At 64.6% G+C, this 20,918-nt stretch carries 24 protein-coding genes; 14 read left to right on the top strand and 10 right to left on the bottom strand.

All coding sequences use genetic code 11. From position 1 onward, the window contains the following. Window positions 1-21 precede the first annotated feature (21 nt). The 4 genes from H0485_RS12730 to H0485_RS12745 are packed head-to-tail and all read right to left on the bottom strand — an operon-like array spanning window position 22 to window position 5,968. Entirely contained in the window at window positions 22-1,035 is a 1,014-nt protein-coding gene (locus H0485_RS12730) for a flagellin N-terminal helical domain-containing protein (RefSeq protein WP_226936122.1), read from the bottom strand. Window positions 1,036-1,046: 11 nt separating this feature from the next. Continuing rightward, window positions 1,047-2,432, bottom strand: coding sequence for a flagellar hook-associated protein FlgK (gene flgK / locus H0485_RS12735; protein ID WP_226936124.1), 1,386 nt, complete (start codon window positions 2,430-2,432; stop codon window positions 1,047-1,049). Window positions 2,433-2,447: 15 nt separating this feature from the next. Further along, complete coding sequence (locus H0485_RS12740; protein ID WP_226936126.1) at window positions 2,448-3,734, bottom strand: flagellar hook protein FlgE; 1,287 nt, start codon at window positions 3,732-3,734, stop codon at window positions 2,448-2,450. A 32-nt stretch (window positions 3,735-3,766) separates the two neighbouring features. After that, the gene (locus H0485_RS12745) at window positions 3,767-5,968 is read right to left on the bottom strand and encodes a hypothetical protein (protein WP_226936128.1); all 2,202 of its coding nucleotides are present in this window, start codon (window positions 5,966-5,968) and stop codon (window positions 3,767-3,769) included. A 106-nt stretch (window positions 5,969-6,074) separates the two neighbouring features. Between H0485_RS12745 and H0485_RS12750 the strand changes: the two genes are divergently transcribed. The 5 genes from H0485_RS12750 to H0485_RS12770 are packed head-to-tail and all read left to right on the top strand — an operon-like array spanning window position 6,075 to window position 9,613. Continuing rightward, window positions 6,075-6,818 carry a flagellar hook basal-body protein gene (locus H0485_RS12750; protein ID WP_226936130.1) on the top strand — a complete coding sequence of 248 codons (744 nt, stop codon included), beginning with the start codon at window positions 6,075-6,077 and terminating at the stop codon, window positions 6,816-6,818. A gap of 20 nt (window positions 6,819-6,838) precedes the next feature. After that, complete coding sequence (gene flgG, locus H0485_RS12755) at window positions 6,839-7,624, top strand: flagellar basal-body rod protein FlgG (RefSeq protein WP_226936132.1); 786 nt, start codon at window positions 6,839-6,841, stop codon at window positions 7,622-7,624. Window positions 7,625-7,627: 3 nt separating this feature from the next. Then, window positions 7,628-8,284, top strand: a complete 657-nt coding sequence (gene flgA, locus H0485_RS12760; RefSeq protein WP_226936134.1) for a flagellar basal body P-ring formation chaperone FlgA — start codon at window positions 7,628-7,630, stop codon at window positions 8,282-8,284. Then, window positions 8,281-9,027: a flagellar basal body L-ring protein FlgH gene (flgH, locus tag H0485_RS12765; RefSeq protein WP_226936136.1), complete on the top strand. Its 747-nt coding sequence runs from the start codon at window positions 8,281-8,283 to the stop codon at window positions 9,025-9,027. The genes flgA and flgH overlap by 4 nt, the downstream gene beginning before the upstream one ends. A 4-nt stretch (window positions 9,028-9,031) precedes the next feature. Further along, the gene (locus H0485_RS12770) at window positions 9,032-9,613 is read left to right on the top strand and encodes a hypothetical protein (protein ID WP_226936138.1); all 582 of its coding nucleotides are present in this window, start codon (window positions 9,032-9,034) and stop codon (window positions 9,611-9,613) included. Window positions 9,614-9,667: 54 nt separating this feature from the next. On the opposite strand, the gene H0485_RS12775 is transcribed toward H0485_RS12770, so the two are convergent. From H0485_RS12775 to H0485_RS12790, 4 genes are all read right to left on the bottom strand, one after another. Further along, on the bottom strand, window positions 9,668-10,330 hold the full coding sequence (locus H0485_RS12775; RefSeq protein ID WP_226936139.1) for a flagellar hook assembly protein FlgD: 663 nt from the start codon (window positions 10,328-10,330) through the stop codon (window positions 9,668-9,670). 13 nt (window positions 10,331-10,343) lie between these two features. Then, on the bottom strand, window positions 10,344-11,588 hold the full coding sequence (locus H0485_RS12780) for a flagellar hook-length control protein FliK (RefSeq protein WP_226936141.1): 1,245 nt from the start codon (window positions 11,586-11,588) through the stop codon (window positions 10,344-10,346). After that, a complete protein-coding gene (locus tag H0485_RS12785) occupies window positions 11,585-12,268 on the bottom strand; it encodes a sigma-70 family RNA polymerase sigma factor (RefSeq protein ID WP_226936143.1) in 684 nt (227 codons plus the stop codon). Before H0485_RS12785 ends, H0485_RS12780 begins: the two co-directional genes overlap by 4 nt. Before the next feature lie 93 nt (window positions 12,269-12,361). Continuing rightward, entirely contained in the window at window positions 12,362-13,006 is a 645-nt protein-coding gene (locus H0485_RS12790; protein WP_226936145.1) for a hypothetical protein, read from the bottom strand. A gap of 410 nt (window positions 13,007-13,416) precedes the next feature. Here H0485_RS12790 and H0485_RS12795 point away from each other — a divergent pair, with 410 nt between their 5' ends. Together H0485_RS12795 and H0485_RS12800 are read left to right on the top strand one after the other, a co-directional pair. Beyond that, window positions 13,417-13,848, top strand: a complete 432-nt coding sequence (locus H0485_RS12795; protein WP_226936147.1) for a MucR family transcriptional regulator — start codon at window positions 13,417-13,419, stop codon at window positions 13,846-13,848. Window positions 13,849-13,971: 123 nt separating this feature from the next. Further along, a complete protein-coding gene (locus H0485_RS12800; RefSeq protein WP_226936149.1) occupies window positions 13,972-14,808 on the top strand; it encodes a flagellar motor protein MotB in 837 nt (278 codons plus the stop codon). Between the two features lie 62 nt (window positions 14,809-14,870). On the opposite strand, the gene H0485_RS12805 is transcribed toward H0485_RS12800, so the two are convergent. Further along, window positions 14,871-15,863: a hypothetical protein gene (locus H0485_RS12805; protein ID WP_226936151.1), complete on the bottom strand. Its 993-nt coding sequence runs from the start codon at window positions 15,861-15,863 to the stop codon at window positions 14,871-14,873. Between the two features lie 105 nt (window positions 15,864-15,968). Between H0485_RS12805 and motA the strand changes: the two genes are divergently transcribed. Together motA and H0485_RS12815 are read left to right on the top strand one after the other, a co-directional pair. Next, complete coding sequence (gene motA / locus H0485_RS12810; RefSeq protein WP_226936153.1) at window positions 15,969-16,829, top strand: flagellar motor stator protein MotA; 861 nt, start codon at window positions 15,969-15,971, stop codon at window positions 16,827-16,829. Window positions 16,830-16,831: 2 nt separating this feature from the next. Then, entirely contained in the window at window positions 16,832-17,251 is a 420-nt protein-coding gene (locus tag H0485_RS12815; RefSeq protein WP_226936155.1) for a hypothetical protein, read from the top strand. Here H0485_RS12815 and H0485_RS12820 read toward each other — a convergent pair. Further along, window positions 17,235-18,614, bottom strand: a complete 1,380-nt coding sequence (locus H0485_RS12820; protein WP_226936157.1) for a FliI/YscN family ATPase — start codon at window positions 18,612-18,614, stop codon at window positions 17,235-17,237. The genes H0485_RS12815 and H0485_RS12820 overlap by 17 nt on opposite strands. Window positions 18,615-18,728: 114 nt before the next feature. On the opposite strand from H0485_RS12820, the gene H0485_RS12825 reads away from it, so the two are divergent. The 5 genes from H0485_RS12825 to H0485_RS12845 are packed head-to-tail and all read left to right on the top strand — an operon-like array spanning window position 18,729 to window position 20,918. Then, window positions 18,729-19,076, top strand: a complete 348-nt coding sequence (locus H0485_RS12825; protein WP_226936159.1) for a flagellar basal body protein — start codon at window positions 18,729-18,731, stop codon at window positions 19,074-19,076. A gap of 14 nt (window positions 19,077-19,090) precedes the next feature. Then, complete coding sequence (gene flgC / locus H0485_RS12830; protein WP_226936161.1) at window positions 19,091-19,504, top strand: flagellar basal body rod protein FlgC; 414 nt, start codon at window positions 19,091-19,093, stop codon at window positions 19,502-19,504. 6 nt (window positions 19,505-19,510) lie between these two features. Next, window positions 19,511-19,834: a flagellar hook-basal body complex protein FliE gene (gene fliE / locus H0485_RS12835; RefSeq protein ID WP_226936163.1), complete on the top strand. Its 324-nt coding sequence runs from the start codon at window positions 19,511-19,513 to the stop codon at window positions 19,832-19,834. A 2-nt stretch (window positions 19,835-19,836) separates the two neighbouring features. Next, window positions 19,837-20,106 (top strand): flagellar biosynthetic protein FliQ, encoded by a 270-nt coding sequence (locus tag H0485_RS12840; protein WP_226936165.1) that lies wholly within the window; start codon window positions 19,837-19,839, stop codon window positions 20,104-20,106. Continuing rightward, the gene (locus tag H0485_RS12845; protein ID WP_226936167.1) at window positions 20,103-20,918 is read left to right on the top strand and encodes a lysozyme family protein; all 816 of its coding nucleotides are present in this window, start codon (window positions 20,103-20,105) and stop codon (window positions 20,916-20,918) included. The genes H0485_RS12840 and H0485_RS12845 overlap by 4 nt, the downstream gene beginning before the upstream one ends.

Raw genomic sequence — 20,918 nt, forward strand, 5'->3', positions numbered from 1 at the left:
CGCGCAGGGGCTTTCCTCATTTCAGAGGAAATTCAGCAGCGACAGGTTTTTCAGCCTTACCGTCACCGCATAGCTGGCTTCGAGCTGGGCGCTGAGCGCCTCGAGCCGCGAGGCGACCTCATAGCCATCCACGCCTTCGATATCGACGACGCGGTTGTTATAGATGCCGCGCAGATTTTCCTGGCGCCCGATCATATCCTCGACAAAATTCTGCTGATTGCCGAGGATGACCTCATGCGACTGCAGCCCGGAGATGCCTTTGCTCAGCGCGGCATTGGCCTCATCGACCCAGGCGCGGAAGGCGGCGGGATCGCTCAGCTTGTCGACATCGGTCTGGGCATACATCATCAGCCCCTTGAGCATATGCCGCACCGCCTCATCGCCGGCATTCATGCCAAATTCGAGGGTCGTGCCCTCATCGAGGCGGGCATTGGCCGAAATGTCCGAGCCGCCATAGGATGAGGTGAAATAGTTCGGGGTGGAGAGCGGCGCCCCGTTCAGGCCGAACCAGGCATCGAGATCGGCGATCTGGCTGGCGGCATCGCTCGCGCTCGCGCCTGGGGGCAGCTGCGCCTCGGCCAGGCTGTCGGGCAGGGCGAGGGGTTCGGCCTGGGTATTTTGCCCCGAGAACAGATATTCCCCGTCATAGACCGTGTTCAGCTGCGAGGTGATGCCCTTGATCAGCGCCCGGGCCTCGCTTTGCAGCACATCCCGGCTCTGGGTGCCGAGGCTGAGCGACAGGCTCAGCGCCTGAAAGCTCTGCAGGCTGCTGCGGACCCCGGAGACGAGGCCCGAGGTGATCCCCAGCCTGCCCTGCAGCAGGCGGTTTGAGGTGGCAAAGGCCTCGGTGCGGTCCATGCGGTTGCGCAGATCGAGGGTCTGGGCCGCGCGGAAGCTGCGATCGGCATAGACATCGGCCTTCAGCCCGGTGACCAGCTCCTGGCGGGCCTGATTGACGAGGCGGTCCTGCTCGGCGATGGCCTGGCGGCTGCTGAGGGATTTCTGCAGCGTTGAAATGGTAGAGATCGTGCTCATATCAGGGCTCCTCAGACTGCATCCATCAGTGAATCCAGCATCTGCTGCAGGGTGGACAGGACCTTGGCATTCGCGGCATAGCTCTGCTCGATCACCATCAGGACCTGAAGTTCATCATCGACATTCACGCCCTGCAGATTCTGGCGTGAGGCGCTGATCGTGGCGCCGGACAGCTCGGCCGACTGCACCGCGCGTTCGGCCGAAACCCGCATCTGCTGCTGGCCCGCGACCATATTGGCGGCGCGCTCGGCCAGCGACTGCCCCCCGGCCGGGCGCTGGTCAATGCTGCTGATCAGAGCGTTGACAATGGTGGAGGAGCCAGGCTCGAGCGTGGTGGCCGTGCCAAAACCGCTGACCAGCAGCCCGGCATTGCCGCCCAGGGCCGGATCGGCGGCGCGGTTCACCATCAGCCGGGCCGCAAGGCCGGAACTGTCGAGGCCGGGCGTGCCGAGGGCGCTGTCGGTGAACAGGCCATGCGCGCCGGGGGCGAGGGTCGGATCGGCGGCCGAAAACCGGGCGATCAGATCGGCGGCAAAGCCGTCAAGCTCGCCGCGGATCTTTGGAATGGCGGTATCGCGCAGCTCCATCAGCCCGGCCAGGCTGCCCGAGCTGAAGCCGCGGTTGCCGTTGCGCCCGGGGGTGATATCGGTATCGCCGGCGCGCAGACTGCCGGTGCCGGGCTCATAGCTGAGCGTGCTGACCCGCCGGCCCTGGACCAGTTCGGTGCCGCCGGCAGTATAGACGCTGACCGCGCCATCGGGTGAGCTGGTGATCTGGATATCCATATAGCCGGACACCTGATCGAGCAGCCGCCCCATCTCATCGAGCAGCTCCGCGCCCTCAACCCCGCCCGATCCGGTCTGCATCAGGCGCATATTGATCTGCCCGATCCGGGTCAGCCGGTCATTCAGATCCGAGACATCATAGCGGATGTTCAGATCGACCTCGCTGCTGAGCGCATTGGCGACCTGGGCCAGATCATTGATCTGACGGGCCAGGCCCTTGGCCATTTCCACCGTACCCTGCTGCGCCGCCTGATTATTCGGGCTGCCCGACAGGGTGATCAGCGCATTATAGACCTCATTCAGCCCGGCCGAGGGCGAGGTGGCATCATCGGGCTGGCCGAGCAGATCGGTATAGCTTTTCAGCCCCTCGGCCAGGGTCTGGCTGCGCGCCAGTTCCGAACGGTTGCCACGGTCGAGCCGGTCAAGCAGCGAGTTCACCTCGCGCGAGATACCGGCCACCGCCACCGTGCCATGCCGGGTGACCAGATCCGCGGATTTGCGGGTATAGCCCTCGGTCGAGGCGTTCGAGATATTGCGCGCCACCAGATCCGATTGCAGCGCGGTGGTGCGCAGGCCCGCGGTCGCGATATTAAAGGCGCTGGAAATGCCCATGATCCGCTACCCCGCTCAGCGCTTCAGACTGTTGATCTCCTGCAGCATTTCATCGGCTGCAGTGATGATCTTGGCATTCGAGGAGTAGGCGCGCTGGATCCGGATCAGATCGGTCAGCTCGGTCGCCACCTCGACGGTTGAGCTTTCAAGCGCCCCGGCGAGGATGACGCCGTTCTTGCCGCTGCCTGCCGTGCCGAGCATCAGATCCCCGGCGCCGCGCCCGGCCTGATAGGCATTGCCATCGATCAGCGTCAGCCCGTCGGGATTGGTCACCTGGGCCAGCGGCACCTCATAAAGACCGATGCGCCGCCCGTCCTCAAACACGCCCCAGATCGTGCCCTGCTGATCGGTCTCGGTCCGCGCCAGCATGGTCTGGCCCGAACCATCGGCCTTGAATTTCTGCGGGGTGAAATCGCCGACGAACTGCTGCACTCCGGAATAGGTGCCTGGCTTACCGAGCGAGAGGGTGATCGGAAGATCATCGCCATTGGCATTCACGGTGAGCGAAATCTCTCCGTCAGGGCTGACCGTCATGCCGGTGCCGCTGCTGACCAGGGTATAGCTCTCCGGCGCGCCGGGGGTGGCCCCGGCATTCTGGAAGGTGACATTGATCACGCCATGGGTGCGCCCGGTGCTGTCAGTGATCGTCAGATCCCAGGCGTTCTGGGTGGTGGTCGGCTGCCAGGACAGGGTCATTTTCTCATTGCGGCCCAGCTGGGTGTAGAATTCCATGCTCGACAGGAAGGGTGCGCCCGGCGGGGTGACGCCGGTTTCCTGGGCCGGCAGATTGCCCGAGACGCTGGCCTCGGTGGTCGGCTCGGCCGGCAGCTGCAGATCGCCGATGCGCACCGATTTGAGGCCGCCAAAACCCGAGCGGTCAACCGGCCCGGCAATGCCGGTCTGCGGATCCAGCTCATAGGCGGCAAGGTAATAGCCGGCGCTGTTCACCAGATAGCCGTTCTCATCTTGCTTGAAGCCACCGGCCCTGGTCAGGAAGTAATTGGACAAAAGCGGATCATCGGGGTTTTTCGACACCACGAAGAAGCCCGAGCCCGAGACCGCCATATCATAGGGCGAACCGGTGGGATTGATCATGCCCGAGCTGCTGATATCGCTGCCATTCACCGCTTTCACGCCGGAGACCGCACCGGCTCCGGGCACGGACTGGGTGACCATATCGGCGAAGGTGCGCTTATAGCCGACCGTATTGGCATTGGCGATATTCTCAGAGATCCGCGCGACCGAGGTCGCATTTGCCATCAGGCCCGAAACGGCCGTGGACATAGCGCCGGAAATTCCCATTTTTCAGATCCTTCTGGTCAGATATTGGCGGTTCATCGCAAAACAGTCCCGGCCAGGGCCGGGGTCGGGGCGCCTGGTTCAGGGGAAAGCGCAGACTGCCCTTCGGGGGCGGTATCGATGGGCTGTGCCAGCAGCAGCCGGGCCGCATCGCGGGCGGAGCCGGCGCGTTCAAGCATGATGTCGCTGATCTCATGCGACAGCGGCTGCAGCAGCGGCATAGGCGTGTCGAGAGCGGCAAAAAGCGCGCGGCGCTCGGGGAAAGCGGCGCCCTCCTGGCTGTTTTGCAGCACGTTGAAATACTCGGTGGCCTGCAGCGTGGCGCCGCTCTGATGCGCGGTCAGCACGGCGTAAAGCGCCTCGCCGGGCAGGCCGGCAAAGCCCGGCCCTTCGGCCAGTTTCTGATGCGCGGCAAAGGCTGCGCGGCTCAGCCCGGCCTCTCTGGCGCTGCGGGCGTAAAGCGCCAGCTCGGGGGCGGTTCTGAAAGCGGGGGGCAAAGCCGTGACCGGGGCCGCGCCAGCGGCGATGGCGCTGAGGCTATAGCGGCCCTGCAGCTCCTCAAAGCGCGGCAGGCCTTCGCGGGCCAGGGCCAGACGGGCGCGGCCAGGGTTATGGCTGAGCAGCCAGGCCTCGGCCTCGAGCAGCGGGATCTCTGCGGCCTGTTTTTCCGGCGGGGCCGGGGCGTCAATGCGGTTCAGGTCGATCTGCAGCGCCGAATATTCCGAGGCGGCGGCAACGCTCAGCCCGGCGCGGCCATAGGCGCGGGCCAGAGCCTTGCGCGCAATCGGCCAGACCGGATCGAGGCGGTAGAAAGGCTCGACCTGGCGCAAAGTGGTCAGATAGGTTTCAAGGCTGATCGCCTCAGCCTCGATCGCCGCGGCAAAGGCGGCCAGCGCCAGGGCACCGCGTTCATGCGCCAGCACGGCCTCGGGCGTGCCGGGATGGTCCTGGCGGATCTTGCCCATAATATCCAGCGCCAGCGGGATATCACCCAGATCCTCGGCCACCTGGGCCAGACGGGCGCGCAGGATCAGCGCCTCATAATCATGGCGCCACTGATTGACGCCCTCGCTGAGAATATCGCGCAGCGCTGGCAGCAGCTTCGGATCTTTGCGCAAAAGCGCTAGATCGGCCATGGCAATCCGCGCCCTTTGTGCTGCGAGATCATGGCCTTCGGCGGCGCGGGCGAAATAGTCAAAAGCCTGTTCCGGCATGTCATAGACCAGGGCCAGCCGCCCCATCATCAGATGATAGACCGGCTCCTGCGGCAGGCGGGTCGCCTCACGCGCGCCGCGCAGCAGCCCTTCGGCAATGCGGTGATCGCCGCGTAGCAGCGCCATATCGAAGAGTTTTGGCAGCAGGCGCGAGATCACCGGCTCGGAATGGTTCTGCAGCTCGGCGACCGCCTCGGTCAGGCTGGCCCCGGCGGGGCCAGTCTCGCCCGGCAGCCTTCTGACCGAAGCGAAAGCGGCGAGCTGCCAGAGGCTATGCTCTTCGAGCAGCGCCGCGGCTTCCGGCTCAGCCGGTGCTCCGGCGAGGATATCGAGCATGATGCCGGTTGCTTTCCAGCGGCCCAGCAGTTCGGGCTGATCCTCGAGGCCCTGCGCACGGGCGCGGTCGTGGAAAGAGCGCGCCTCGGGCAGCAGAAGCTGTGCCATCATCATCTGGCTCAGCGCCAGCGAGATCCCGGCCCGGGCCTCTGGCGCGGCCTGTTGCAGCTGCTGTAGCAGCGCCGCGCGATCGCGCAGGAAATTGCCAGCCGCGAAATCAGCGGTGCGGATCAGCGGCAGCTTTTCTGTCACTGCCGGGCTCACCGTTGCGGCGGTGCGGCCCTCAGCCGCAGCTGGGGGGGGGAGGGGCGTGGCCGGGGTAAATTCCGGCGCCGGCTGCAGCGCGGGATCAAAAGGCGGGGCGCTGTCGGCTATGGGCGGCGGGGCCTGGGCCGGGCCTTCGCCCGGCGCGGGGGCTGCTGCCGGGGCCAGGGCTGCGAGCTCTGCCTCACGCGGCGCCTCATTCTGCGCCCGCCAGACCGGGCGCAGTTTCGGCAGGTCGCGATAGGTGATCCTGTCCGGACGCGGCGGCGGGCGCGGCAGGGTGCGGCCCAGCCAGGCACCGAAATCCTCTGCCCCGGCCGCATCCGCGACCTGTGCCAGGGCAGGGGGGGGCAGGAGCAGCGCATAAATGGCCAGCGCCGCCTGAAGCGAGCTGTGCCATTTGCCGCGCCGTTTTCCTGTCATCCTTGCCTCATGTCATAGCTGCATCATTTCAATGCACATTTTATTCTTGCAATACTTGTCACAATCCATGAAATCAACATCAATAACAAGGATGAGGCATGTCGTCATGGATACCACGGCTTATCTGCCGCTTGCCGCTGCGGCCGGGCTGCAGCGCAGCCTTGATGTGACGGCGCATAACCTGGCCAATGCCAGCACGGCGGGCTATCGCGGCCAGCGCCTGGTGTTTGAAAGCCTGCTGGCCGAGGCGCCGACCGACAGGGCCCCGCCCGCCGCCTATGGTCATGACCGCCTCACCTATTCCGACCTGTCGCAGGGCGCGCTGACCACCACCGGCAATCCTCTGGATCTGGCGATCCAGGGCGAGGGCTGGTTTGGCTATGAAGCGGAGGATGGGCAGATCGCGCTTGGCCGCGATGGCCGGCTGGTCATTGATGCGGCGGGATTGCTGATGACCACCGCCGGGCGTCCGGTGCTTGATGCCGGGGGCGGCCAGATCCAGCTCGACCCCGAGGCCGGTCCGCCCTCGATTGGCCGCGACGGTACGATCTCGGATGCGGCGGGCAATAATCTCGGTCAGATCGGCCTGTTTACGGCAGAAGGGGTCGAGACCTGGGCGCGGCTGGGCGAAAGCCTGTTTCAGCCGCGCAACGGCCAGCCGGTGGCGCTGGAACCGGCTGAGGCTCCGGTGATGATCCAGGGCGCGCTCGAGGGGTCAAATATCAATCCGGTCACCGAAATGGTGCGGCTGATCGGCATTCAGCGCAGCTTTGACCAGGTGATGAAAGTCACCGGCAACCATGATGATCTGCGCCGCAGCACGCTGCAGCGCCTCGGCCAGAGCGCCTGACCGGGCGAAGGGGAAAACAGATGAGAGCTCTCGGAATTGCGGCATCGGGCATGCTGGCGCAGCAGACCAATGTCGATGTCATCTCGAATAATATCGCCAATGCCAATACCACCGGCTTCAAATCGGGCCGGGCCGCCTTTCAGGATCTGCTCTATCAGAGCGAGCGCCGCGAGGGCGCGCTGGTCGCCGCCGATGGCGCGGCGCGGCCGGTGGGGGTGGATATTGGCCTTGGCGTGGCGACGGCGGGGGTGGTGCGGCTGAACACCCAGGGCGGTCTGACCGAAACCGGCAATGGCCTCGATGTGGCGATCCAGGGCCGGGGCTATTTCCAGGTGACTTTGCCCGATGGCAGCATGGCCTATACCCGCGCCGGGAATTTCTCACTGTCGGCTGAGGGAGAGATTGTCACGCTTGATGGCTATCTGCTCGATCCGGGCATTGCCGTGCCCGAGGATGCGCTGAGTGTCGAGATCAGCCCGGACGGCGTGGTCAGCGCGCGGATGGCCGATGCGGTCGAGCCGCAGCAGCTGGGCGAGATCACCCTTGCGGCTTTCGTCAATGAGCAGGGGCTGCGGCCGATCGGCAATAACCTTCTGATCCAGACCCCGGCCTCGGGCGATCCGATGCTGGCCCAGGCGGGGGAGGAGGGTTTTGGCACTTTGCGGCAGAATTTCCTCGAGACCTCAAATGTGAATGTGATCCAGCAGATCACCGATCTGATCACCGCGCAGCGCGCCTATGAGATGAATTCCAAGGCGATCACCACGGCTGATCAGATGATGCAGACCGCGACCCAGGTGCGCTGAGCCATGCGCCTGTTTGCTCTGCTGTTGTCTTTTCTGAGCCTTTCCCTGCCGGCGCTTGCTGCGCCGGTTGAGGCGCTGATCGAAGAGGCGATTTTCAGCGCCGAGGCGGGCAATCTGCCCGAGGGCAGCCGTCTGGAGCTGCAGCTCGCTGCGGGCAGCCCCGGCGAGGCCGAGCAGCTGCTGATGCTTGAGCATGATCTGAAACGGGCGGCTTTTGCCGCGCTGCTGGTCGGGGCGGACGGCGTGCAGGTCACGGTGCGTGGCCGGGTGTTTGCGATGATCGATCTGCCGGTGCCGCTGCGGGCGATGGCGCCGGGCAGCCTGCTCCGGCCCGAGGATTTTGAGTTCCGCGCCTTTCCGGCGGCGGCGCTTGGCCGCTTTGCTGTGACCGATCTGCAGGGGCTGAGCGGCTATGAGGTGCGCCGCCTTTTGCCTGCGGGCCGGGTGGTGCAGAGCCAGTCCCTGCAGGCGCCGCGCGCGGCCAGCCGGGGCGAGAAGATCGAGCTGGTGTTCCGCGATGGGGCGCTGCAGCTCAGCGCACCGGCGCGGGCGCTGGAAGATGCGGCCGAGGGCGAGACACTCCGGGTGCAGAACCTGCGCTCGGGCAAAACCGTAATGGCTGTGGCGCTCGGAAATGGCCGGGCTGAGGTGTTTCAATGACTGATCTGACTGCGGGGCGGCGTTTTCTGACCGGCCTGATGCTGCTGGCCCTGCTGAGCGGCTGCGACAAGGTGAATGAGCTGCGCGATCCGCAGCTGAGCGGCCTGGTGCTGGATGGCGATAGCATGCCCGAGGCGCGCAGCATCCGCGTGCCCCAGCCCGAGCCGGAGCCGCGTATCCCGCTGAAACGCGCCGATCAGGCCTCGCTCTGGGCCCAGGGGTCAAAGGGCTTTTTCGGCGATCAGCGGGCGGCGAAAGTCGGCGATATTCTGACCGTGCTGATCGAGATTGATGACGAGGCTGAGCTGCGCAATGCCTCGGCGCGGTCCCGGCAGAATGGCACAAAGGCCGGGGCGCCGGTGTTCTTTGGTCTTGAGGAGCAGATCGAGGATCTGCTGCCCTCGGGCGAGCTGGTCGATCTCAGCTCTTCGGACAGTTTTCGCGGCAATGGTACGATCCGGCGCGGCGAGGAGATCAAGCTGAAAGTGGCGGCGATGATTGTGCAGCGCCTGTCGAACGGCAATCTGGTGATCGCTGGTCGACAGGAGGTGCGGGTCAATGCCGAGTTGCGCGAATTGCGCGTGGCCGGGATCATTCGCCCGGTGGATATCGAGATGAGCAATACCATCCCCTATGAAAAAATCGCCGAGGCCAGGATCGCCTATGGCGGCAAGGGTCAGCTCAGCCGTGTTCAGCAGCCGCGCTATGGTGCGGATGCGCTGGACGTGATCCTGCCCTACTGATCCGATGGCAGGTGCTGATACCTCCTCCTCTTCCGCCGCCGGAGCCGAAGAGCCGGGCAAAGTAAAACGTGTGGTCGTGGTGCTGCGGCCGCAGGATCTGCCGAAAAGCCGGCGCTTCCGGCGCCAGCAGCTGCTGCGACTCGGCGCGGCGCTGATTCTGCTGGCCGGGCTGGTTCTGGGCTATCGCGCGGCGGCGGTTTTCTCGCCGCCGGAGGGGATCAGGGCGGAAAGCGGCAAGCTGACCGAACGGGTGCGGGGCGGGCTCTATGCGCTGGAGCTGGCAACGCCGCGCGGCCAGGCGCGCTGGATGCTGGAATTCGATGCCGAGATTGTCACCAGTGACGGGCCGGACAATCCCGCCGAGCTGCGCAATGCGCTGGAGGATCTGGTGATCACCGCCAGCTCGCTGCCTCTGGTTCAGGCCTCTGACACGCCCGAGGTGAGTATGCGCGAGGCGATGCTGGCGATTGCGGCCCAAGCCTATCCCTGGCTGGTTGATATCTATCTGACCCGCTCGGATATCCGCAAGGATACCGACCGGCTGGGTGGCATTGGCCGGGCGATGCGCGATCTTTACGGCGACTGAGCGCGCGTGCGGCGCGCGCGCCCCCCGGGATCCGGGCGCCGCGCCGCCGCCCTCTCAGCGGGCGCGGATGATATCCGCGCTTTTGACCCGGCGGCCGTCGGTCAGCTGCAGCCAGGCGGCGCCCTGGACATATTCAATCGCCACCACCGAACCAGAGCTGTAGCTGTTATAGCTGCCCTCGCTGCCATCTGCCGAAACCGCAGCGATCGAGATGTGATAGCTGCCATTCTCGGCGCGGGTGCCATTATCGGTCAGCCCGTCCCAGACCACCTCATGCAGCGCGCCCTCGCTCTGCGGCAGGGAGTCAATCACCCGGATCAGCTTGCCATCGGCATCGCGGATCTGGGCCTGCACCGCCGTGGCCGGTGCTTCGAGCATATAAAGGAAGCTGCTGCCCTCATCGCCGAGGGTGACGGTCTCGCTGGTCATGGTGACCTCGCGGCCGATCAGCGCGGTTTCCGACAGCGCGCCGTTCAGCGCCAGCTGCTGACGCAGGCTTTCCATCTGGCTGTTGACCTTAACCGATTGCTCGACCTGGGTCAGCTGGGCCAGCTGGCTGACGAATTCGGTGGAATCCATCGGTGCCATCGGATCCTGGTTCTGCACCTGAGCGACAAGAAGCTTGAGAAAAGTCTGGTAATCTGAGGCCAGCTGGCTGGTGGCCCCCGCGGCGCTGCCGCTGCCGGTGATGGATTGAGGAATAGAGGAGACGCTCATCGCAATCGGCCTTTCAGGTGGTAATATCGATCAGGCCCGGCCCGTGCTGGTCGCGCCGTGCCGGGGTCTCGGGGGGCTCGGCGGCTGTGTTGCCGGCCTCTTTGGCCTCATCGCCCGCGCTGCCGGTTTCCGGCCGCGAATAGCGGCCCAGATCCGGCCCGCCGCCCGCCATGTCGAAGCCGCGCGCCCCGAGGAAATCATTCAGCGCCGTGGCCTCCTGCTGCAGGCTTTGCAGGATCATCGGGTTTTCAGCCCGGATTGCCATCTGCAGCCGCCCGTCGGTCAGCCGTGAGATTTCAATCTCGAGAATGCCGAGGCCCTGAGGGCGCAGCAACAGCCGGGTGCGGCCCTCGCTCTGCTCGATCTGTTCCAGCCGCTCCATCACATTGCGCAGCAGCGGCGAGGCGGTGCCGGCGGTCTGCGGGGCCGCTGCCGGGGCAGCGGGCTGCGCCGTTTCGCTGCGCTGCGGGCCGGGTTCGGGCAGCGGCTGCAGGGCGAAGACCTCGCCCTGGAGGGAACCGCTTTCTGGCAGCGGCGCGGCCCCGGCTGCGGCAGATGCGGGCGCGGCGGTAACGGGCAAAGATGCGCCGCTGGGTGCGGATTTGCGCGGCGGGGCCAGAGCGGAAGCGTACTCTGCCGGCGCGGCGGCTTCGGTCAGGAGCATTTCCGGCGGGAGCATTTCGGAGGGGGCGGCAGATCGGGGCGCCCGCGCGCCTGGTTCCGCCGGTTCGGGCAGTGGTTTCGGGGCGGAGGCCGGGAGGGGGGCTGCTGCGGCGGAGTGCGGCGCGGGATCCGTCGCGCCCCCGGTCACGGCCGGGGAGGGGTCGGGCAGGGGGCTGGGCACCGCAAACGCGAGCGGGGCGGGAGCGGCCAGCACCGGAACGGGTTCTGCCGCCTGTTCCTCGCCTTTGGAGGGGGCCAGGTCAGAAGGCGGCAGGTCGGGGCTGGCTTCGGGGGCGGCCCCGGCTGAGATTGTTTCTTCGGGCAGGGGCACGGGCAGTGGCATGGCTTGCGGCGGAGGGGAGAGCGGCAGCGGCTCTGCCTCCAGGCGGGCTGCGATCTCAGCCTCAAGCCCGGCGGCCAGCGCCTCACTTGCGGCAAGCGCCTCCGGATCCGGCAAAAGCGCCGGGGTCTCGGTGGATTGCTCTGGCAGCAGCCCGGCGAAGAGCCCGGGTTTCTGTTCCGGTGCGGCGGGCAGACTGCCGGGGGCGGAGACCGCAGCCGGGCCCGGGAAAAGAAGGGCAGCAGGCGAAATCATACCAGATCGCTTTTCATAAAACCGTTTATCAGCAGGCTGTTGCGCATCTTGTGCAGGGCTCTTCCCTCGAGCGCACGGGCGCGGGCCGGGCTGAGTTTTAATTGTCCGGCAATTTGCTCAAGCGCCTGGCTTTCATGCAGCAGATGCCCGACGACCAGGCGGCGCTCGACCCGGCTGAGCGGGCGCAGTGCCCGGGCAAGGGCGGTGCGCAGATGGCGCGCCTGCTCGCGCTTCAGTGCCAGATCCTCGCTGGCCGGGCTCTGCTCCGGGCTGAGACTTTCGTCGAAAGGCTCGTCGCTCAGTAGGCCCTCAAAGCTCTCGCGCATCGTCTCGCCCAGCCGGCCCGCGAGTCCGTCGCGCAGGCGGCGCTCGGGCATGGAGACGGGCAGATGGGCGCGGGTGCGGGCGCTGATCATCGCGCCACGCACCGCAGGCCAGACAAAGCCCGCCAGATTGCCGTGGCTTGCCCCGGGCCAGCGTGCGATGGCCTCGATCAGGGCAAGCATAGCCTCTGCCATCAGATCCTCGGCATGGCCTGACGACAAACGCCGCGCGGCGCGCCGGATGCGCGGCATCAGCGGCTCAATCAGCAGCTCCAGCGCTTCGGCATCAGCCTCATCGCGCCAGGCTGCGGCAAGCCTGACCTGCAGTTCAGGCGTGAGTGTCGATAAAATGGCCATGCGGTCCTGCAGCAATTGCTGCGGTCAATCTGTCATGGACTCATGTATAAATAAAGAACTAATAACAATACATGTTTTGCATGCCTGCGGCCGTCACGAACGGGCGAGGTCACACTGGCTGCTGTGCTCAAAGGCTCTTTGCAGGCGCTCCAGCCATTCAGCGACACTGGCGCAGCTTTCCAGCTTGCCGGCGAGCGCGGGCTCGGGCGGCGGCAGGGCAAAACCAGGCTCCAGCAAAGCGAGAAAGGTCTCGAAGCTGATAATCGCCCTGCCCGATGGATAGCCCCAGATCTGTTCCAGCGCCATGTCGCGCAGCGCGGTCAGTCGCCGGTCTCCCTGCACCACCGGATCGGTCAGGCTGAGATAGGCCCAGACCTGCAAGGAAACAGGTTGGCGTATGAATTCATTACGAATTCCGGCTTCAAGCGTCTCGGCCAGCAGCGAGAAGGACTGTAGCGGCACGGGCGCGGCAGGATCAGGACCGGCGGTCTGGTCGATCAGCAGGATGATCGCGCCGCCCGGCACCTCGAGGCCCAGCTCATGGCTGAGGACATCGCCAAGGCTGAGCTCAAGCCCAAGCTCGGTTTCTTCATGGCAGGCATGGCCGCGTTTCGGAGCGAATTTGTTGCTGTGCAGGAAGATGAGCGGCAATCCGGTGAGGCGGGCCAGTTGTTCGCAATAGGCTGGCGGTGCTGTGACATGAGCATAAGACCCTGCCCACAGCGCGTTCAAAATCATAGTGACGTCCTTATCGGCGCATGAAGAATATGGATAGTTTAAAAAAGTCTTAAGCTTTGCGCAATCTCTCAAAGCCTCCGGCTGAAATCCGCTTACAGATGGCATTTTCCTGCATATCAGATGTGTTTTTTACGACAATATCCTTAATTGTATGGATAATTTTGAAAATTTACCCCGCAGAAACCGCGCGTACCAGGGCGCGTCTGGCAAAAGATAGTGAAATTCAGGATAGACGATACATTCAATAGTATGTATATTTTTCCTTAATGGTGCGCCGGATTGTCGCGAATCCTGATGCGACAGCTCATGCCGTGCCCAAACATTGCGCAGAGGAAGCTTGATCTATATCAAGGAACTATCGAACCAGTGATGGGTTCTCTTTTTTATAGGTTAATATATACAGGATAATTGTGTTGGATTTAACGATGCAGGAAAAGAACACGCTTGTTGCGCAGATTGTTGCCTCCTACGCGGCCAGGCCGGATGCTACGGTCGACAGTATTGTCGCCCTGACCTCTCGTCTGACGGCTGAACTGGGTGACTCACCTGCGCAGGCCACTGCTTTGGCTGCCGCCCCGCTTCTTCCACCTTCTCCCAATCTTACCCCGGAAACTGCGATCACACGTGACCGCATTTTCTGCCTCTGCTGCGGTAAGGGCTTCAAAATGCTGAAGCGCCATCTCGGGGCCGAGCATGGGATGACGGAAGAGGCCTACCGTGCCGCCTATCAGCTTGCGGAAAGCTATCCGCTGGTTGCGCCCAGCTATTCAGAACGCAAGGCGAGCTATGCCCGTTCTGTCGGCTTCGGCAAATACGATCGGAATACCGCCGAGGTCGAATAAATTTTCCTCTGTCCCGGGATTTACGGGGGCTGAGGTTTTTACCAGCAAGAATACTTTATTTAATACTTTTATACATGTAGGAATTCTTCCGTCAGGGCCGTTTCCCGGCCGAAGGGTTCCTACATGGCCACCAATACCAAGGCGGTGATTGTCCGCCGTTCGAAAAAACCTGGTCACGCGCAGCGGCACGGCGGGCACTGGAAAGTGGCCTATGCTGATTTCATGACCGCGATGATGGCCTTCTTTCTGTTGCTGTGGATCCTTGCGGTCACAGATGAGAATAAGCTGAAGGGCATCGCCCAGTATTTCACCCCGACCGAACATATCGCCGGACAGCCGGGCGGTGAGGGCATTCTGCAGGGTTCGGCTGTGGCGCAGGATGAGAATGTGCTCAGCAATCCCGCCGAGGAGATGCAGGCCGATCAGGGCGCGCCAAACCCCTGGGCGAAGCTTGCCGAAAATGCCAAAACCGATGCGCCGGCCGAGGCGCCGCTTGGCGAGGCGCTGGAGCGCGCGGGCGAGCAGTTCCTGCTCTCGGTGAAAAGCCAGCCCGAACTGGCCAATCTCGCCGGGAACCTGCTGGTGCGCCAGATTGAGGGGCAGCTGGTGGTGGATATCCTCGATCTTGGCGAGGGTGATATGTTCGCGGCGGGTGCCGGAGATATGTCCGAAAATCTGCAGCTGGTGCTGCAGGCCCTGGCACCGACCGTTATCGCATTGCCGCATCCGATCCGCATCACCGGCCATTCGGGCGCGGGTGATGAGGTCGCGGAGGATGGCTGGGAGCTGTCGTCAATGCGGGCCCATGCAGTCCGGCGCGAGCTGAGCCGGGCCGGGCTTGATGCGGCCAGGTTCAGTCTCGTGTCCGGCGCCGGGCCGAGCCGTCCGCTGGATCCGCTTCAGCCCGCCGATCCGCGCAACCGCCGGGTGACGCTCGAGCTTGGATCGGCGCTGGAATAGCGCGGATCTGCGCGCCCCGAATATGCGTGCCCCGGATCCCGGGCGGGGTCCGGGGCGGGGGATCAGCCGGCGCGCGGCGCGAACAGATTTTCGCGCAGCCCCTCAACCGGCGGCAGCGGTGCTGCCCTGCGATTATCCCCCGCGAGCAAAAGCAGGGTGGTGGCCGCGATTGCCGCGACCAGCGCCACAGCGCCTGCGCCGATGCCAATGGCCAGCCAGGGCAGGCGGCGGCGCTTTGTGGCAGAGGCTGCGGTCAGCGCCGGATGGGCCAGGGCGCTGTAATCGGGGGCGACGAACAGAAAGCCGCCCCGGCGCAGCACCAGGGCCGGGACCGGACGGCCATCGCCCTGCGGGGGCAGCAGCGAGCCTGCGGGCAGGCGGATGGCGCGGGGCAGGCGGCCATTTTCCAGCAGCGCGGCCAGCGGGATCGCCACCCGCAGCGAATCCTCGCGCACCAGCACCTGGGCTTCGGGCGGGATCTCGCGAAGCGGGATCTGTTTCTCATCGGCCAGGAGCAGATCGACACCCTGGGCACCCACCGGGCGCAGCACCGCCCCCGAGATCACTTCGCTGGTGGTATCGCTTTTCACAAAAGCATGATAGCCCACCGGCAGCTGATCGCTGGCCTTGCCGGGCTGATCCTCGCCCTTGCGGCGCGCCTGATCGCTGAGTCCGTCGAGGCTGAGCCCCTCTTCGGCGGCGAATTCAAAGTTAATCGCGAAATCCGCAACCTCTTCCACCAGGCGTGGCATCGAGCGCAGCGATTGTTCCAGCTCGCTCAGCAGATGCAGATCTTCGGCCGGGCTCAGTTTCGCCGCCGGCAGCCCCTTCAGTCCCGGATGGACGGCAAAGCCGCGCAGGCTGTCTCCGGCCTCCTCGACGAGGCGCCGTTTCAGCGCGGTGCCGCTTTCCTGCAGGTGATAGGGCTGGAGGGAAATAATGCGCCCGCCTGCGCGGCAGATCGCGATGCCGACCGCTTCGGGCCAGTCGGGAATCCGGACCGGAAGTTCGGCCGGAGACACCAGCCGCACAATGGGGGTGTTGAAGTCTGACATCTTGCCTCTCGTGAATAATATCGGCTGTTTTGCAAGAACAACTAATATTTACAGCATGTATAACGACATCTATACATGAAACGGAGCGGTGCAAAGAGGAACGTCATGACAATTGTGATCGGCCTGATCCTGGTGGTCGGCCTGGTCTTCGGGGGCTTTATGCTTTCCGGCGGCAAACTGGACATCATCCTCCATGCACTGCCCTTTGAGGGTATGATGGTCGGCGGTGCCGCGCTCGGGGCCTTTGTCATCTCGAACTCCATCGCCATGATGTTCGAATGCTGGAAGGGGTTCTTGCGGGCCCTGCAGGGGCCGCGCTGGAGCAAGGCGGATTATGCCGATCTGCTGAAGCTGATGTATGAGCTGACCCGGATCTACCGTAACCGTGGTATTCTCGCGCTGGAGCCGCATATTGAGCGCCCCGAGCAGAGCGACATTTTCAGCCGCTACCCGCGCATCCTGGCCTTTAAGCCGGCCCGCGATATGATCATCGACAGTTTCCGCATGATCTCGATGCAGTTCGACGACCCCTATCAGCTGGAAGATGTGCTGAACCGCCGGATCGAGGTCTATGAGGCTGAGGTTGCAGCCCCCGCCTCGGCCATGCTGGCGGGATCTGATGGCCTGCCCGCGATCGGGATTGTCGCTGCCGTTCTGGGGGTGATCAAGACCATGGCCTCGGTGGATGAGGCGCCGGCGGTGCTGGGTACGATGATTGCCGGTGCGCTGGTCGGCACCTTCCTCGGCGTCTTCCTGGCCTATTGCATGGTGCAGCCGGTGGCGGCGCGGCTGAACCAGATCGAAGAGCAGGATGCCAATCTGATGAAGGCGATCTGCGATATTATCTGCGCCACGATCAAGGGTAATCCGCCGAATATTGCGACAGAGATTGCGCGCGGCAACCTGCCCCATCAGCTGCAGCCGAGCTTTGAGGATGTTGAGCAGGCACAGCGGGCGGTGATCTGATCATGACGCCAAGGCTGAAGGCCCTTTCGACGCTGCAACAGATCGAGAGCCGGGCGCTGCAGAGCCTGTCGCGCGCGCTGAGCGAGGCTCAGGGGGCGCGCGCCGCCTCGGAGGCGCGGATCCAGGCCCTGGGCGAGCGCGCGGCGCGTGAGGCGCGGGTCAGCTCTCCCGAGGCTTTGCCCTATCTGGGCCGCTTCATGGCCACCCTGCGCCGTGAACAGGGGCGCGAGCAGGCGACCTGCCAGCAGCTCAGTGGAAAAATCGACGGGCTGCGCGATCAGGTGATGCAGCATTACACCGCCGGGCGCAGCTGGGAGATGCTGTCAGAGCGGCTGCAGGAAGAGATTGCCACAGAGCGCGCGCGCCGGGCTGAGGCGCAGCTGGAAGATATGACCTCGGCCCGGTTCAGGCACCAGGGCTGAGATCTTCGCCCAGATCAATCTTATAGCCCGCCTCCAGCAGCAGGCCGTAAAGCGCGGCAAAGCCTTCGGCTGACGAGAGTTTTTCATCATGGCCCTGCCGCAGGAAGGTCTCGGCGGTCCTGGCAAAGGCCAGGGCGCTGTCGGTTTCCGGATCCGTCCCGGGGCGATAGGCGCCGATCCGTGCCAGATCCTCGACATCGGCATATCGCGCCAGGGCACGGCGGGCCGTGGTCATGATCTTCTGCTCGACCGGCATGTGGCACTGCGGCAGCATCCGCGAGACCGAGCGCAGAATATGGATCGCCGGATAGCGGCCATTCTCGGCAATGCGGCGGTCAAGAATGACATGGCCGTCGAGGATGCCGCGCACGGCATCGGCCACCGGCTCGTTCATATCATCGCCATCGACCAGCACGGTGTAGATCGCGGTGATATCGCCCTTGCTGCCGCTGCCCGGCCCGGAGCGTTCGAGCAGTTTGGGCAGTTCGGCGAAAACCGTGGGGGTATAGCCGCGCGTCGCCGGGGGCTCTCCGGCGGAAAGGCCGATCTCGCGCTGTGCCATGGCAAAGCGGGTCACGGAATCGAGCATCAGCAGCACCTGTTTGCCCTGATCGCGGAAATATTCGGCCACAGCCGTGGCAGTCCAGGCCGCCTGACGGCGGCTGAGCGGCGGCAGGTCTGAGGTGGCGACGATCAGGCAGCTGCGCGCCATGCCCTCGGGGCCAAGGTCGCGCTGGATGAAATTCTGCACCTCGCGTCCGCGCTCGCCGACGAGGCCCATAACGATGACCTCGGCATCGCTCTGGCGGGCCAGCATGGCCATCAGCGTTGATTTCCCCACACCTGAGCCTGCGAAGACCCCCATACGCTGACCGCGGCAGATCGGGGTGAAAATGTCGAAAGCCTTGATGCCGGTTTCCAGTTTGGTGCCAACCGGGCGGCGCTCAAACGCGGGCAGCGCCGCGGCGCGGATCGGGTAGCAGCCGGTGCCCTCGGCCAGCGGCAGATTGTCCAGCGGTTCGGCAAAAGGATCAATCACCCGCCCCAGCCAGGAGAGATCGGGGCGGATCACCCGGGCCTCGGGCAAAAGCTGCACCGGCATACCAGCCGCTACCCCCTCCCAGGCGCCGAAGGGCAGGATCTGCACATCTTTTTCACGAATGCCGACCACCTCGCCGCGCACCCGCCCGCCGACCAGCACATGATCGCCCAGCGAGGCGGCGAGGCGCAGTCCGCCGGCCCGTAGTTCCATGCCGCTGATGCTGAGCACCCGCCCCTCGATCCGCCGGGCCGGAAGCCTGCGGCAGGCGGTTTCCGCCCCGGCGAGGAGGCTGCGGCCGGCAAGGGCGGGGGCAGAATGCATAGGGCTCACTCGCTGTTGTCGGGGCGCGACTGGCCCGGGGGGTTAATACCCGATTAACACTTGCCAGCCAATGAATAGAAAGTATAAATATCATTAAACGCAAGGATTAACCAGATGAGCTTTGAGACAGATGCCAGATCCGGCCCGGGTTTCTTCGCCCTGGCCTCGGCGCGGATGGACTGGCTGGCCAGTCGCCAGAAAGTGGTGGCGGCGAATATCGCCAATGCCGATACCCCGGAGTACCGGGCCCGCGATGTCTCGTCCTTTGAGGATTTTCTCAGCAGTGGCACGCTTGAGCTGCGCGAAACCCCGATGAGCTGGGATCAGTCTCCCGATGGCAACCGGGTGGTGCTGGAAGAACAGGCGCTGCTGGCCGGTGAGACCGAGAGCAGTCACCGCCTTGCGGCCCGGCTCTATGGCAAGGGTCATGAGCTGATCTCGCTTGCCGTTGGCAAGAAATAAGCACGGGGCTGCAGATGAATGATCCGCTGAAGGCGATTGGGGCCACCGCCCAGGCCGGTCTGCGCGCGCAGTCTGAACGGCTGCGGGTGGTGTCGGAAAACCTGGCCAATGCCGAAAGCACGGCTTCGACGCCGGGCGGGGATCCCTACCGGCGCAAGACGATCAGCTTTGACAGCCTGCTCGATCCGCAGACCGGCAGCACCACCCCCGGTGCCGCCCGGATCGGCGAGGACAGCTCGGCCTTTCGCCTGAGCCATGATCCCTCGCATCCGGCTGCCGATGCCAATGGCTATGTGAAACGCCCCAATGTGAACCCGCTGATCGAAATGGCGAATATGCGCGAGGCCTCGCGCAGCTATGAGGCCAATCTGAATATGATCGAGACCGGACGCCGGATGCGGTCTCAGCTGCTTGATCTGCTGGGATAATCCGACATGGAAACTGGTTTTTCTGCCGGCGGGGTTTCCCGGGCCTATCAGTCGGCCCGTAAGCTTGCGGTTGCCGATACGCCGAAAATGGCCGCGCTGGAAAGCCCGGCCCGCCCCTCGTTCCAGGATCTGCTGAGCCAGACGGCGACGCAGTCGGTGCAGACCATCCGTGCCGGGGAAGCGGCGGCCCTGGCCGGTCTGCAGGGCCAGATGCCGATGCAGAAAGTGGTCGAGGCGACCCTGGCGATGGAATCGGCGCTGAAGGTGACGGTGGCTTTGCGTGACCGCGTGGTTGAGGCCTATCAGGAAGTCATGCGGATGAGCGTCTGATCATGGGGCAGGGCGATGTTCATCAGCTGATCACCCTGACGCTGCGGGTGATCCTGACGGCCAGCGCGCCGGTGCTGCTGGTGGCGCTGGCGGTGGGGCTGGCGATCTCGTTCTTTCAGGCGCTGACGCAGATCCAGGAAATGACCCTGACCTTCGTGCCGAAAATCCTGGCGATCCTGATCGTGCTGGGATTGTCGCTGCCCTTCATCTTCATGACCCTGCAGGGCCTGTCGGATCAGGTGTTTGATCTGATCACCAATGGCCCGATATGAGAGCTGTTCCTGCCTTCGGCCAGATATTGGGGCTGACACTGGCGCTGATTTTGCCGCAGCCGGGCAGGGCCTGGGAATGGCTCAAGCCCGAGCCTGAGGATCCGACCCGCTATGTCGCGCCGCGCGCAGGCGATGAGGGCGGCTCGGGGGCCGGGCAATGTATCGCCGCCATTCTCGACGCCGAACAGCGCTATGGCATTCCCGATCACCTGTTGCTGGCGCTTGGCCTGCAGGAGGCGGGCTGGCAAAGCCCGGAGGGGCTGACGGTCTGGCCCTGGTCGGTGAATGCCGCCGGTGAGGGGCGGCGTTTTTCCAGCCGGTCCGAGGCTCTGGCCTTTGTCACCCGTAAACAGGCCGAGGGCGTCGATTCGATTGATGTCGGCTGCCTGCAGATCAATCTGCGCTGGCACCCTGAGGCCTTTACCAGCCCCGCCCAGGGCTTTGATGCCGGGGTGAATACCGATTACGCGGCGCGCTTTTTGCGGCTGTTGTTTGAGGAAAGTGGCGACTGGCAAACCGCCGCCGGGCGCTATCACTCGCGTTCTTCTGCGCCCCAGGCGGTCTATCTGGCCGGATTGCAGCGCAATCAGCAGGTGGTGGCCAGGCGGCTGACGCAGCTGACGGCCCTCGCCTATGGCGGGGGCAGCGATGATTTTGCCGAGGACTGGTACGCGCCCGCCGCCCCGGCCTATCGCACCGAGGGCGCGATCTGGGGCGCGGGGATCGCTGGTGAGGAGGGGGCCCACCGCACGCTTTACTCGGCCGAGGATCTGCAGCCCGTCCTCCCTGACTTTCTGCCGCCGGAGGCCTGA

The sequence above is a fragment of the Pseudogemmobacter faecipullorum genome (assembly GCF_020539525.1).
Taxonomy (GTDB): domain Bacteria; phylum Pseudomonadota; class Alphaproteobacteria; order Rhodobacterales; family Rhodobacteraceae; genus Pseudogemmobacter; species Pseudogemmobacter faecipullorum.